The organism is Teredinibacter waterburyi (assembly GCF_001922985.1).
In the GTDB taxonomy this organism is placed as follows: Bacteria; Pseudomonadota; Gammaproteobacteria; order Pseudomonadales; family Cellvibrionaceae; genus Teredinibacter; species Teredinibacter waterburyi.
The window spans coordinates 187,152-201,298 of record NZ_MRUH01000165.1; the positions used below are offsets into that span (position 1 = coordinate 187,152).

Annotated in this window: 11 protein-coding genes; 3 read left to right on the plus strand and 8 right to left on the minus strand. The window is 43.9% G+C overall.

The window, feature by feature from the left end; genetic code table 11:
- Window positions 1–13: 13 nt before the first annotated feature.
- The 4 genes from IDZ20_RS13110 to IDZ20_RS13125 all read right to left on the minus strand — a co-directional run bounded on the left by IDZ20_RS13110 (window position 14) and on the right by IDZ20_RS13125 (window position 4,580).
- Entirely contained in the window at window positions 14–400 is a 387-nt protein-coding gene (locus IDZ20_RS13110) for a tautomerase family protein (protein ID WP_188151878.1), read from the minus strand.
- Window positions 401–544: 144 nt separating this feature from the next.
- Complete coding sequence (locus IDZ20_RS13115; RefSeq protein ID WP_188151879.1) at window positions 545–898, minus strand: YkgJ family cysteine cluster protein; 354 nt, start codon at window positions 896–898, stop codon at window positions 545–547.
- Between the two features lie 182 nt (window positions 899–1,080).
- Entirely contained in the window at window positions 1,081–2,475 is a 1,395-nt protein-coding gene (locus IDZ20_RS13120; RefSeq protein WP_188151880.1) for a DUF2130 domain-containing protein, read from the minus strand.
- A gap of 485 nt (window positions 2,476–2,960) precedes the next feature.
- On the minus strand, window positions 2,961–4,580 hold the full coding sequence (locus tag IDZ20_RS13125; RefSeq protein ID WP_188151881.1) for a sigma-70 family RNA polymerase sigma factor: 1,620 nt from the start codon (window positions 4,578–4,580) through the stop codon (window positions 2,961–2,963).
- 250 nt (window positions 4,581–4,830) lie between these two features.
- Between IDZ20_RS13125 and IDZ20_RS13130 the strand changes: the two genes are divergently transcribed.
- Together IDZ20_RS13130 and IDZ20_RS13135 are read left to right on the plus strand one after the other, a co-directional pair.
- Complete coding sequence (locus tag IDZ20_RS13130) at window positions 4,831–5,460, plus strand: CIA30 family protein (protein WP_188151882.1); 630 nt, start codon at window positions 4,831–4,833, stop codon at window positions 5,458–5,460.
- A gap of 92 nt (window positions 5,461–5,552) precedes the next feature.
- Entirely contained in the window at window positions 5,553–6,770 is a 1,218-nt protein-coding gene (locus tag IDZ20_RS13135) for an acyltransferase family protein (protein WP_188151883.1), read from the plus strand.
- A gap of 92 nt (window positions 6,771–6,862) precedes the next feature.
- On the opposite strand, the gene IDZ20_RS13140 is transcribed toward IDZ20_RS13135, so the two are convergent.
- The 3 genes from IDZ20_RS13140 to IDZ20_RS13150 form a co-directional block, all read right to left on the minus strand.
- Window positions 6,863–8,020: a mechanosensitive ion channel family protein gene (locus tag IDZ20_RS13140; RefSeq protein WP_223144967.1), complete on the minus strand. Its 1,158-nt coding sequence runs from the start codon at window positions 8,018–8,020 to the stop codon at window positions 6,863–6,865.
- Window positions 8,021–8,574: 554 nt separating this feature from the next.
- Window positions 8,575–8,994 carry a hypothetical protein gene (locus tag IDZ20_RS13145; RefSeq protein WP_188151884.1) on the minus strand — a complete coding sequence of 140 codons (420 nt, stop codon included), beginning with the start codon at window positions 8,992–8,994 and terminating at the stop codon, window positions 8,575–8,577.
- A 458-nt stretch (window positions 8,995–9,452) separates the two neighbouring features.
- The gene (locus IDZ20_RS13150) at window positions 9,453–10,094 is read right to left on the minus strand and encodes an MOSC domain-containing protein (protein ID WP_188151885.1); all 642 of its coding nucleotides are present in this window, start codon (window positions 10,092–10,094) and stop codon (window positions 9,453–9,455) included.
- Between the two features lie 383 nt (window positions 10,095–10,477).
- Here IDZ20_RS13150 and IDZ20_RS13155 point away from each other — a divergent pair, with 383 nt between their 5' ends.
- Window positions 10,478–12,439, plus strand: a complete 1,962-nt coding sequence (locus IDZ20_RS13155) for a hypothetical protein (RefSeq protein WP_188151886.1) — start codon at window positions 10,478–10,480, stop codon at window positions 12,437–12,439.
- Window positions 12,440–12,645: 206 nt separating this feature from the next.
- Here the strand turns inward: IDZ20_RS13155 and IDZ20_RS13160 are convergent, their stop codons facing one another.
- Complete coding sequence (locus tag IDZ20_RS13160) at window positions 12,646–13,830, minus strand: hypothetical protein (protein ID WP_188151887.1); 1,185 nt, start codon at window positions 13,828–13,830, stop codon at window positions 12,646–12,648.
- Window positions 13,831–14,147 lie beyond the last annotated feature (317 nt).

Sequence of the window (14,147 nt, forward strand, 5' to 3'; positions counted from 1 at the left end):
GCAATAGTATTTTTCATACATTAACCTTGTACTTCAAGTCACTCACTTCATCACCAGTGATACCTCGAAAGCCCCACTGATAAGGCGCTTGTTCTTTAATGACAATCTCCACATCCATCGGCGCTATAGCCAACTTCACTTCTATTTCTTGAAATAGAGATTTGATAAGTTTTTTTTGGGTTTCAACTTTCCGGCCAGCCATCATATTTATTTCAATGACAGTATATGAATCTGTTCTGCCTCCAGGGTAATAAAAATCATCAGCATCCATAGGTATAAAGCGATGTGCTCGCTTATCTTCGGGCATTCCCAAAACTGATTGCATACATCCATGAATCACATCGGACAGCAAGCCTTTAATTGGATTAAGTCGTTCCTTGATACCATATATTACAATCATCTGGATTTCCTGAAAAAAATAAAACCTCAAGCTGAGGTGTTTTTGAATACAACCGCCGCAGAGAGATATCTCGAATAAAGTAAAATATCAGCGTAACGGTTAGATTAACGACAAAAATTGGCCTTTTTACAGCGCGCAACTCAACTACACCAACACCTGTCGTGTCGTCGCTATATAGTGATGAATCTGCTCTTCAATCTTGGTTTCAATCATACGCTCTGGACGGCAGCCATTTGGGCACGGCATCTTTGGGGTTGTACCAAACAACCGGCAAATCAATGGCCGCTCGCCGTATACCTCGCAACCATTCGGCCCCAAGTGTACGCATGTAAGAGCTTCTAATGCTGCATCGTGTTCAGCGTCAGACTTGACCGGTAAACGCGACATTTCCTCCGAAGAAGTCGTAACCGGCCCACAACAATCGTGACAACCCGGTGTACACTCAAACGTGGGAATACGTTCGCGCAATCGTGCGATGATCTCTGGATTATTACTCACTTACACTCACTTTCATATAGCTCACTACCAGTATGATTCGATGTGTTTTTGACCCAATTAAATGCCATTTGTGTAGCGGTTCGTTCTGCAAGCGACAGGCTAGACAGCCTTGAGACTAAATGTAGACTCATATCGATGCCAGCCGAAGTTAATCGCTCACCAAGCAGATTTTTTTACTGGCCTTAGTTTTTATTATTTAACTCATCAAACTTAGCCGCCATAGTGGGGTTTCGTCGGGTTAGTTTTTTTATCGTTACATCCTGCGCTTTGTTATTAGCGAGACGAAGGTTCCGATCCGTACCTAACAGTGCATCCTTGGTTTTCTGCAGATGGTCAATTGACTTGTCAATCTCGTCAATTGCGGTTTGAAACTTCTTAGAGGCTAGGTCATAGTTCTTTGCAAATGCAGTCTTGAACTCATCTAGGTCATTTTCAAAGTGTGTTATATCGACACTCTGCGCTTTAACAAGCGCAAGTTCCCTCTTGTATTCAAGCGACTTCATCGCCGCGTTTCGAAGTAGTGTAATGATTGGCAGAAAGAACTGTGGCCGAACGATGTACATTCTCGGGTAGCGATGAAATACATCGACTATCCCAGAGTTGTAGAGTTCACTGTCGGGTTCAAGAAGGCTTACTAGTACCGCATACTCGCATCCCTTCTCTGTACGGTCCTTGTCGAGCTCCTTTAGAAAGTCCTCGTTCTTTTTCTTCGTTGCAGTAGTATCATTTTCATTCTTCATTTCGAACATAATGGAAATAATTTCCGTACCGGCCTCATCCGAGTCACGAAAAATGTAGTCACCTTTACTACCTGTGCGTGCGTCATTATCTTTTTCGAAATAGGCTCGGGGAAACGCCGTCGCTCGAATTCTATTGAACTCTGTATCACAGTGCTGCTCTAAGGTTTCGCCAACCATTTTGGTCGACAGTCGAGCCTTCATATCGCGGAGACGCTCAATCGCATCGTCGCGATCCTTAATCTGCGTCTCATATTTGTCTTTGAGTGACTTCTCGGAGAGTTGTTTTTCAAGCTCTGTTTGCTTAAGGCCGTTCTTTAATTCATCGCGTTCCTTCTCGATTGCACTTACTGCGCCGGTAATCGCGAGCGTCTGCTCGACCTGGGTCGCGTCGAGCTTAGCTTTTAAATTTTGAATTTCTTTGTCTTTAGCCGCGGCAGTCTCTTGCAGCTCCCTGGCGAACTTTGCATCAGCAAGTTCAGCAGCGGCTTGTCTATCACGTTTAAGTTGCTCTAGCTCGTTCGCAAGCGCATCCCTCTTTCTTTCAATCTCGCTGAGGGCCTCGCTAACAGCAAGTTTTTTACTCACTTCACCTGCATCTAATTTGGCTTTTAACGCCTGAATCTCTGTATCCTTCGCTGCCGCAGATTTCTGCATTTCACTACCGACTTCGCTCTTAGCAAGCTCTACCGCGCTGCGCTTGTCCTGTTCGGCCAACTCAAGTCGCTCGTGTAATTGTTGCTCGAATGCGCTATCGCGAACTTGCTTTAGGATGTCGGCATAACCGGCTTCGTCTATCTTGAAAGCTTTATCACAGTGAGGGCAGATGATTTCATGCATGTCTTAGTATCTCAAAATGCCAACACAAAAGGCTCGGCGTACATTATCAATTAAAATAGTGCCGATGATCTGGAGCGCTATGCTCTTATAGTATCCGGTTGTATTTTTCTTCTTTGCCAATACTCAGTACAGCTCAGCTAGCAACCGTTCAAAAGCGCCTTTCCGATCTACAGGCGTATAAGAAAGCATTCCGTATTCTTGCAAAATGGATAATAACTTTCTCGGTACAATATTTTCATTACCAACAATTTCCACATGCCCAGAATCGATACGAACACTCGTTATAGTGCTACAACTATCCATTTTAGGATGATGAATTTCAATCAAGCTAAAAAACATACGCCTAATATTTTTACAGCCTAAGGCCAGATTATAGTTATTTGGAACATTCGAGTAAAAATTGTTGCACCTAGCGCTTGGCGCAACGAATTATACTCCCTACACCATTATTCTTTATTACTGGGTCCATTCCAATTCAATAATCCCTACTTCCCCGTTTTTTTCATTCTTTGGCGAACTTTGTTCGAATGCCAAACAGCCGGAACAATAACAAGTACAGCAATTGCAGCTAAAACCCATAGATAGCTTTGGCCAAAGGTAGTCAAGTTGGCTATTTCGGCGGCTTGTTCGTTATTAATTTGTTTCGCGAAAGCAATAGGAGCAAGCGCGCCCTCTCGCGCAATGGAAAAACCCGCACTAACGGCGCTGTCCCAACCAAGAGACGAAAGCGAAGAATAAGCTTTGTAGCCAATTGCAGAAGCACCAAAGGCAATAACGCCAATGCCAACAGTACCGATACCGAACAAACCAAAGCCTACCGCACCAACACTAATTACACCAACTGAGATAATCCCAACGCTAATAGGTGCAATAGCAACTCCGCCCCACGCAAAAAGTAATCCGTAGGCTCGCTCCCCACCTGACACCCAGCCGAACACCGGTTTGTCGTTGCTTTCCGGCATGCCGAAGCGAAAATGGAGTAAGGGTATACCCAAGAGACAAACTCGGCTCTTGTATTCACGCTGCTTAGAGTCGATTTTATCATCTGGGCCTTGGAAGGCGTGGGGATGAAATAGTCGTTCTTGCGCCCTTAGGTTACGCGTTCGAGCCAACATACTAATGGTAAGAATGCTATAACCGGCAACGAACACAAAAACCAACAGTTGCGACGCACCGGCATAAATAGCGGCGCGGCCATAATCGCTCATCGCAACGTACTTCAGAGCGAACATACCCAACACATACACTATGGCGATTAACAAAAAGACCGCGCTAATCATGATGACATTGTGGCGCTCTCGCTGAGTTCGCGACTGATCAAGGCTTGCCCTCAAACCGAAGAACGAACTGACAATGCCAGATACCGAAGCTAGCACAACCAACATACTGGCCCACTTGAATAAAGAACCCGTTTTCAGCGCGCCCGAACCTAATACGGCGGCTTTTGCCGGAGGCGAAATACTGTTGATGGCTGCCATTACGACTAGAGTAAATGCGGTACCTTGCTTACTTTTCGCCAAGGTATCTTCTACAAATGTCACCATGGCTGCCTGAAGTAGCTTACGACCGCGGGATAAGCGTTGTTTCACTGCGTCATCGGAGAGGTCTAACTGGACCGCAACGTACTCGACAGAGCGGTGCTCTCGGTAAAACAAAATCAAAGGTTCGCGATAGGTTTCGGGCATTTTCTCTAAGGCTTGCCAGAGCAGCGCCTGCTCTTGAGCACTTATCGCCTCATCTTCAATTTTCGCATGCTCCGACGGCTCTCCCAGCTCATCCAATTCGTCCGCGTCCTTCACCGGCTGCTTTGCTTCTTTGCGACGAAAGTGGCTCACCTTAAAGCGCAGAATTCCGCACAACCAAGCCTTTAGCTTCTCGGGGTCACGCAGGGTATCGAGCTTATTCCAGGCTTCTACAAAGGCCTCTTGAGCGATATCTTCGCTGTGTTTGAAGTCGCCAATGGCTGAATACGCCAAGGAGCACAGCAAGCTCTGGTAGCGCGTGACAATTTCACAAAAGGCATCGCGATCACCTCCTACTGACGCCAATACTAGTGCGGAGTCTTGCAAATCGACTATCTGGGTTCGTTTTTTAAAAATGCTCATAGTTATTAATCACTTCTCCAAAAAACTATAAGTGCCCAACTTTTCGCAAAAGGTGACAGGATTATTTAAAAAAAAGCATTTAACACAGAATTTCTATCAAAAATGCCTAAATTTCAATTTTTTTGTCACCTTCTCGCCAATATTGGGTACTTACTTACTGTAACGGTCAACTGCACCGCAAGTGGCAGGCAAGACTGTCAACGGACTATAGATGGCCACCAGAATATAAATTTTACTTGGAGATTATTTGATGAAAACTCGCAACACAACAACTCACGTACTTAACGACAACCTTTCCCTAACCGCACTTCTCGCCTTTTCCCTAGCGAGCTTTTTTTGTGTGTTCTATTCATGCGCCAGTTTTGCTGGCAGCCTTAACGCGGCTATCGACGACTTTAGCGATATAAAAGATAACAGTTTAGGCATTCCGCGTCAGTTCATAAACGACAGCATCGCAGGTGGAAGTACAACAACAGAACAGCTAGTGTCGAAGGGTGTTATATACCTAACGGGCGAACTTATCCCTGCCCGCGGTCAACCGGGTTGGGCTAGTACGGTATTGCCCCTAGATGCCCAGAGCCTGCCTCAGGATGCCAGTGCATTCGAAGGTATTCGCATAGTCATTAAGGTCAACTCAGGCAGCATTTCTATTTCCGCCAACAGTACAGAAGTTACCAATTTTGACTACCACGCCGCGCTAGTACCGGTAGCCAACGATGGAGAATTCCACGAAGTGAAGATTCCCTTCAATTCAATGAAACGTGCGTGGTCGGAACAAGCTCCGCTCAACACTAAAACCATCAACAGCCTAAGTATCGTTGCCTTTAGCCTGCAAAAAAGCGCTTTTAATTTTGAGCTCGACGAGGTTAGCTTCTACTAGTTGAACAAAAGCTAATAAGTAATTTGGGCTTCCCTTCAAAGCCCAACAACCAACACCTATTACTCTATTAAACCAACCAAAATAACGACGCTATGAATATATCATCACAACAAAAAGATCGGCTCGACTATTTAGACGCAGCCCGAGCCTTCGCGCTCATCTTGGGCATTATCTTTCACGCTAGCATATCCTTTATGCCGATGTTTATCGGATGGGCGGTTATGGATATATCCACTAGCGCCATCGTGCCCCTGTTTATGTTGATCAGCCACTCGTTCCGCCTAGCATTATTTTTTTTAATTGCAGGCTTTTTTAGTCACATGACATTCCATGTCAAAGGTGTTCACACCTTTATAAAGTCGCGCCTAGTACGTATTGCCACGCCGTTTATCATCGGTTGGTTTCTACTACGGCCCCTGCTTGTGTCCGGCTGGATAATGGGGGCAGAAAGCATGCGAGGCGAGGCTAATATACTAAACGCCCTTATAACGGGCTTCGCCACCCTTAGCGACCTGCCAAAAGATCTACTTATTGGCACACACCTATGGTTCTTGTACTACCTGTTATTCATCAGCGTAGGTGTTGTGCTGTTGCATTATTTGGTTAGCCTGCACAAACCAATACAACAGAAATTAACTCAACTTGCCGACGCTACTACGCGCTGGATATGTAACTCACCCATTGCTATTTTTGCAGTCGCTATTCCCACGGCCGCTAGCCTTTGGTTTATGGATCACTGGGGAATGGATACGCCAGACAAAGCGCTTGTGCCACACGTTCCTGCGTCGCTAATCTACGGTGGCTTTTTTATTTTCGGTTGGCTGCTTCATCGTCAACTACCGTTAATAGAGAACTTTACACGCCTAACATGGTACAAGTTCACACTCTGCCTAGTATCCATAGTGGCCGCCTACTTGCTATCCGGTTTTGAAATGAAACTGGGTCAGTCAGGATACACTCTACTTAAATTTGGCTTTGTTATCAGTTATGCAATTATGATGTGGTCGCTCGTTTCGCTAACGCTCGGGTTGTTTAAACGCTACTTCGATCGCCAAAGTAAAACCGTTCGTTATGTGGCCGACGCTTCCTATTGGCTTTACCTTATTCACCTACCAATCGTTATTTGGCTACAAATCGCCTTTGCGGAGCTTCCGTTAAACTGGTCGATTAAGTTGATAAGCATTACCGCAATAACTATCGCAATTTCAATTGCGCTTTACGATACGCTGGTTCGTCCAACTTACATTGGTGTTATTTTGAATGGCAAGCGAAAAGCACGGATACTATTTAATCGCAAAAAGAGCATATAAAGTGAAGAGCTTGAAAGCTGGAAAAATCGAAAGCTGTAAAGTCGCACAGAAACTGCCAGCGTGACTGGCGACTTTTTTTGGCCGATGAGTTTTTATGAGTTCTCTGTGGGCCATTGTTTGATATACAAATCTTGCTTGGCGTAGGGGATTTCCACTCCATATTCATTAAACAATTTGTAAATGGTCATATGCAATTCATGAGCGATCCGGCCGCGATCTTCCGGTTTTGTGATCCAACACATTAAATTGAAGTCCAAACTTGATGCGCCAAAACCACGGAGCCTAACTCTAGGCTCTGGTGATTCGCACACTTCGCTATGCTCTGTTCCCGCTTTTAATAATAATTCGACTACTTGATCAGCATCGGAACCGTAAGCCGCGCCCACCACAATTCGAATCCTGAGATTTTGTGGACCACCACTTTCATTAATAATTTTAGCGTTGGCTATAACGCCATTGGGAATCGTAATTTCTACATCATCGCGAGTCAGCAGACGCGTACTGCGTAAGCCAATGGCACAGACTTTACCCCGCTCACCAGAATCCAGATTAATATAATCGCCGATCTTGTAAGGCGCATCGGCAACAATAAAAAAACCGGAAAACAAATTGGCCAGCGTATCTTTAGCTGCAAACCCTACGGCTAAACCTGCGATACCAGCAGAAGCTAGCCATCCTACCGGGTTGATACCCCAAATCATCAGCAGTACATAGCTGCCTATCATAATAGTGAACAGCTTACTGGTTAAATCGAACAATGGCACTGTGCGTGCATCAACCAATTGAAACCGGTTTTCACCACTCAAAGCGTGCAGCACCAGCGTTGATATTTTAATGGCTGCAATCATCCAGCTGGCAGTAATTATGGATAGGAATACTTTGATCAGCGCTATCCCGCCAGCAGGAAGGTTAGCCACAATAACGGCGAGCGATAAGCCTAGGAAAAAGACGGTGTTAAAAATAGGCTTACGTAAATCGGCCAATACGGCATCGTCGATTGCAGAATCTGTTAAACCCGTGACACGCCCCACCAGATTGACCAGCAAAGACCGAATAGAAACGGCTATAAGATAGGCGATAAGTGCAATTAATAGAGCGCCTAAGATGGGATACTGCAAAATGAGTTGCCAGCTAGACTGAGCCGATTCAGGCAACAACTGGCTGATACCCTGCATAGCATCACTTAAAAAGCTATCTAATTGTGGTGTTTCGTCAACAGTATTTATAGTTGTATTTGTATCAACCGGCATATGAGGCTCTCTTCATGGCAATGCTATTATTTGAAATTCTACAGCACAGCGGCTATTTCAGTCGATTTAGTTGATTGATTTTATAGTTATTAGCAATAAGTCATGTCGATGGGATCGAACATGCATGCAACGAGAATATTCTACCCCACCGCGATTGTATTCTCCGCATTCGATCAAGTTTACAACAGATACTTATATACTTTTTACTGAGACAGCAAACCCATTTAGCCCGCAAAAATCATCTGCTGTAAATAGACCCTAGAAAATAGATAACGTAATAAGAGTATTATAGAAGACGTTCCGGCTATAAAATTTTTACACCCAAGGCTGAAGCTTGACTCTATGCCTACCATCGTTAATCGCCTACCCCGCCACCTAAACACATCGCTAAATACTTAATTACGTAGCGAAAAAAAACAGCTGGCTTAAAAACTATCGTCTTACGCATAGACGGAAATTATATAAAAATAGTGAGTTTCGCCATAGTATTTTTTTACCTAAACGTGGTTACAATATAATTAATTTACTCGTTGACAATAGAATAGCGCCGCGCATTACAAAAATCGTAATTCACTTTGTAGAGCACTAACTTTTATCGCGCGCTTAAGCGACTGAACCTGACTATCATCTAATCTGATAGTTTTTCCTGTTTCCTTTAAAATTAACTTTTCAATACTTTCTTCCGTAACAGCACCGTCAATATAGACAACATTTATCTCCTCAGTGTCAAGTGCTGCAGAGCGTCCTGGCAAATATATCGTGCCATTATTAAAATCGACAGCGAATGCTATGACGCCCGGCACCAAGAAAAGAAATAGACCAATGGCATTTAGTACAACAATACTAGCATCAAGCTGACCGTGCATCTGTCCCTTTCGTTCTGGATGGATGATGGTCCCACACGCGGTCAATTGAAACACCATCGCACCAACCAACGATAAAACCATAGACTTTCGAATTTTAGAATTCATCATATATCTCCCAGATTATTAACAATAATAGTCGTAATAATTACATCCGCCACAACAGTGTTTAACCATTACATTGTTTCTTAATTACATCCTAATGCATTAATCAATCCGCGCCGCCCCCAGCCGCTGAACCACCTCGAAAATTCTATACTTGCAATGTAGGTAGAGTGACCGAACACATCATATTATCAAGTTCATAGAATGACCAAAAACATTTTTCTGCTTGATTACCGCCATTCAGCAACATACTCCTCTGGATCGCCCGCAGCAATACAATTCTTGTTCCGAAAGTAACACTGCATCATCAAAGTTTAAATCCGCCATATAGCAATGATGCGAAAGACACGTCAGCAATGGTTCCACCCGGAGGGCCCCACGAAAGAGTAAACAGAGAACACCCGCAAAAAAACATTCAGATTCGTTACCCCCCAAAATTGACATTGGAGACGCGATAAAGATCGCTATAAGGTCAACCCACTTCGCTCTTGAATTATTCTCCTCGCAATTTTTGAAATAGGTGAATTCAAGGCTTTTGTTGCTATAACCTCAGACCACGATTTGCTATGCCACTCAACAAATATTTCATTGATGGTTGCGTAGTCCTCGTCAGTTGGTTGCCATACAATGTCATCACCCGCCTTCACCTCACCTGGCACCAGCACTCTTGCATAAGCCCCAGGGCGTTGCGCAGCTACGAATTTTTTCGCGAAAAGGTTATCACCCATCTTTGTCGTAAACTGAACGCAGGGAACTCTTGGTGCGGTAACTTCTAAAAGCACTTGACCATTTATCAGCAGGCGGTCACCGACTCTCAATATGCCGCCATGAAAATCGGTTACGGTAAGGTTCTCGCCATAGGTTCCCGGCACAATATCCTTAGCTAACTGCGCTGCCCACCAAGCGTAATCCGCTGCACTATACAAATAGATTGCTTGGTCTTCACCACCGTGCACCTTCTTATTGACAATTGTGTCCCCTTCAAGCCCAAGCTCACCAAGCAACACAGCGCCCTCTCTAGGGTTTTTGAATATCCCCGTGGTAACCGCTTTTCCTCCCACCTGAAGTATTTGTGGGCTAGCGGTATTGACCGATAAAACTTTCATATGCACTCCCCAAAGCTACGATTTCTCTAAACTATCGAATACGGTTCCGTATTTGCTATTTTTTTATATTGACCACATTTTACCCGTAGTTTATTAGCACCAATTTATCAAGTGAGTTTTCCTATTAAACTCGGCATAAATTGACACTTTATCGTCGCGCCAATTCACATAGATTAATTCTAACTTATATATTGTTTTTTAATATCGCGCCACATGACAGGTGTGCCGTACCCCTCACCGTTTTCGTAAAATAATCACATAGCATGTGTGAAATATTGGCTATTTTGACGTATTTACTAAGGCTACCTTATGCAAGCTCACATTTTATTGCCTTTACCGAGATAGTACAGTGTGCAGCCCATACAATTAACGGAGCCAAGAATATGGATAATAAAAAATATTTACGAATGAAAAATGCGGCTACTATAAGCATTATGAGTATCGCACTTGCAGGCGTTGCAAATTTTAGCTTTGCTCAAAAAGACGATGTTGAAACGATAAAGTTTGAGGCTACACAGGTAAAACGACCTGAAATCACCCAGCAGCTCTTACCCGACGTAAAGAACATACGTGTATTCGAGCTTGAAAAGCCCACCGAAAATGGCTTTAACGCTGTAACTATGATTGAATTTGACACAAAGAAAAAACACGAAATCATAGAACAGGGTAGCTTTCTATCAATAGTGGACGGCGAAAAAATCGAGTTTAATGACCGCGGTACGCTAGCCGATATACGCGAGCGCGATGGCATATTTTCAGGGCTTTCTCGCATCGATTTTAAACGAATTGAACAAGATGAGTCTCGTCTCAAAGAAAATTTAGCGAAGCAAGATACGTTTGTTGTAAAGTCATTCAGCGGTAGAGTTGTTAAGTCCACTAGAAAAACTAGCCTGAACCAACTTCAGTTTGAATTAGAAGAACAACTTACGCAAGATAGTCTGCTAAATGCCTCCGAACTTCGCTTGGCTAACGGCATTATTGCCAGAAACAGACCTAGCCTTTCTGTTTTATTGCCATCTATCCCTTTTACCGCCGACGAGAATAAGGTTCTAGGTATAAATTCACCGTCGGTAGTTGCACACCCCGACTTCACCTATGACCCATGTGATACCGATAGCACTGGTAACGATCTCGATCCAAATGCCCCTTGGTCCTTCAAATCTTTAATGGCGAAACTAAATCAAGGAACAGGTTTAAGCGATCAGGAATTTATCCACGAGTGGTTGATGAACTGGCGTGCTAATGGCTCGGTTAATGGTTTCACGATTAATGCCCGCCCCAATATTACCGACTACTTCACCGGCTGGGATGGTGCAAATGCATCCACATTAGATATCGATAATCTGCCGTTCCGTTTATTGGCAGTTATGAATAGACTCGATCTCGCAAAAGTAAGTTACTTAAGTACAACACAGGGCGAAACACGTTTTGTATTTGGTCTGCTAAACCCCAACACCTGTACACCTGCAGGCGTATTTGATGAAATGACCGTAATCTTCGAATACGGTGATACCGCCAATAGCTGTAGCGCCATTAAAGATCGCGCTCAACAGTGGCTCGACCTTGATAGCCTAACCCCAGGCACACTGCCGTACATGACCGCCTTAAAGACGATCACCGATGACGTAACCGAACCACCCAACGCGCCAGCTACACTCAACCAGTTGCGCACCAACGATTTCGCATTCGATGGCCTGGGTGCGTTTACCTTACAATGGGAGTTGCGAGAATTTATTATTGATGGTGGTACTGGATTACTAGTACCCGATACAATTAAGCAAACGCCCGATGTAAGCTTCAGAACCGGCAACGCAACTACGGCATTGTTTATGGAAAATGAAGCCGACGATATTCTTTGCGAAACCCACGTTGTTACTAACAGCTACAACAGCTCAAACTTTTTGGGCGCTAGCATTGAATACCTAGGGTCGAGTTTTTGGAGTGGTCCAGTGAACCCCGCTGACTTACCCCCGTCCTATCCTGGCTGTTATCAATCGACGATCTCGGGTGTAGCTGGTGGGCTCCCCCTTTCTGCAGAGATTCACAGCGAAGTTCGCCACAAACTCTCTGTTAACACCTGCGATGATTGCCACGCACGCGAAACCAATACCGGTTTTACCCATGTCGATCCCGCTACTCGTAATTTCTCGGGCTTTATGACGGGTATTACCGTGAATGACCCCTTATTGGGAGGTGTCGGAAGCGGTGGTATCGCGCGGGACTTTGACGACCTTCAGCGCCGAGGCCAAATTGTGCAAGATTTTGCGACTAAGCAGTGCTCGGGTGGTTTGATATTTAATTCCAGTATTATCAGCGCTTCGCTGCCGACAATCTCTACTCACTAAGTTAATAAAGGCGCAGCAGTGCTGCGCCTCTTTCTACCATAACTATTTCGGTTTTGTCCCACGATCATTCCAGGACTACCGATTTAGTTAAAACAATCAGGCAACAGCCCTACACCCGACAATCTAGTCAATCAACCTAAAGCGTGTTGTATATATAATGATTAGTATGTGCCTTCACAGAATAGAAATATTGGAAAACCTACTCGTTAACGTTGAGAGTCCGGAATTAAATGCGTACCAATCTTACTGTTATTTAACGGATCAAATGGTGGCGCCCACTTTAGTATCAAACTAAACATACACACCAAGTAAGAGAATGACCGCTTACCCTGAGTAAGGTCATAATATTTTTTTGCGAAGAACAAAAAAATAGCCATAAAAAACACACAAATAAATATAATCACGCCTGTATAGTTCAACAAACCGAATCTATGCCCTTCCGTTTCCGTAAAAGCGACAAAACTCATTAAAAATACCGAAGCCAGTATAATTCCGCACAACATACCCACCGACAATATATTAAACATATTTGCAGGCCCAGCACTTATATAAGCCTTACCGTTATTTTTGGGTATGCGGCTTTCGTGTAGCGGCGAATTCGGTTCTGCGCCATATTTCGCTATATGATTATAGTTCTCGAATGCATCGTACCAACCACGATAGCACTGGGGCAACGCCCCCATCGCAAGATGCCGCTGAAGAATTAGAGTGAACGCCGTTGCTCGCCGTATGGACTCAATCTTCTGGGTATACACCAAGAGAAAGAAAACACTTAACACAATTGCAGCTGGCGGAATGATTTGATATAGAATGTTTATATCGCTCCCAGCCTCTGAAACGATTACGCCAACATACGATGAGACAAGACCAAACAAGATTGGAATTGAAAGCATTACAAGATGGAACTGACGGTCTTTTAAACCCTGAATGGTGCTCTGTAAGACATTGATATCATTCTCCGCAAGGGTTTTCTGTCGCTCAAATCGCTCGTGATTAGAGTCCTTACAGGACAGTGGGCGGGAAAGATTACGGTTCAGCCAACCTAGTTTTTCCGGTCGCTGAGAATTGCAAAACTTAAAATGGTATATATATTTATTTTCTCTATTTTTACTTATTTTCTGGCATATCGATCTAATCTTAATCTCTTTAAATTTACCGCTAGGTCGCTTAAATTCAAGATCAATCGCCCCATCGAAAACCTTGGAGCTATCCGCCACTTGCGACTCAACCGAGCAGCCATCTAAGCTCATCTCTAAAACTTTGTACTCAATACTATTAATTTTAACGACTTGCTCAATGCATTCGTGCCTGATCGATATACGTCGAAGCTGCAGTACGTTATTACCTCGCCATGTTCCATCTGTTTGTTCTATATCTTCAGTGATATTCATATCGCTCATCTTCCATATATGATTTTAATGATCAACATTGGAGCTAAATGATGGGACAACTAATCGCCACCAACTAGAAAATCCGCTAGCTTCTACCTAAGTACATTCCCATTAATGATTATTGTTCTCTCTACCGTTAAAATGTTTCACAAAATAACGTAAAGTTCAACAAATAATACAACCCACCCGCAACGTAATTCCAATTCATTCCGAAAACGTTCGCACATATAGCTAACACTTAAAACCTAACAACCTGCCGAACGATAAAAAAGGCCGCAACCATAGGAATAACACATCGATAAAGACGCGCCATATTT

Bases quoted from the DNA above. Each gene is read 5' to 3' on its own strand.
- IDZ20_RS13155 (WP_188151886.1), top strand. From the start codon at position 10,478: ATGGATAATAAAAAATATTTACGAATGAAAAATGCGGCTACTATAAGC.
- IDZ20_RS13110 (WP_188151878.1), bottom strand. From the start codon at position 400: ATGATTGTAATATATGGTATCAAGGAACGACTTAATCCAATTAAAGGC.
- IDZ20_RS13160 (WP_188151887.1), bottom strand. From the start codon at position 13,830: ATGAATATCACTGAAGATATAGAACAAACAGATGGAACATGGCGAGGT.
- IDZ20_RS13150 (WP_188151885.1), bottom strand. From the start codon at position 10,094: ATGAAAGTTTTATCGGTCAATACCGCTAGCCCACAAATACTTCAGGTG.
- IDZ20_RS13140 (WP_223144967.1), bottom strand. From the start codon at position 8,020: ATGCCGGTTGATACAAATACAACTATAAATACTGTTGACGAAACACCA.
- IDZ20_RS13120 (WP_188151880.1), bottom strand. From the start codon at position 2,475: ATGCATGAAATCATCTGCCCTCACTGTGATAAAGCTTTCAAGATAGAC.
- IDZ20_RS13130 (WP_188151882.1), top strand. From the start codon at position 4,831: ATGAAAACTCGCAACACAACAACTCACGTACTTAACGACAACCTTTCC.
- IDZ20_RS13135 (WP_188151883.1), top strand. From the start codon at position 5,553: ATGAATATATCATCACAACAAAAAGATCGGCTCGACTATTTAGACGCA.
- IDZ20_RS13125 (WP_188151881.1), bottom strand. From the start codon at position 4,580: ATGAGCATTTTTAAAAAACGAACCCAGATAGTCGATTTGCAAGACTCC.
- IDZ20_RS13145 (WP_188151884.1), bottom strand. From the start codon at position 8,994: ATGATGAATTCTAAAATTCGAAAGTCTATGGTTTTATCGTTGGTTGGT.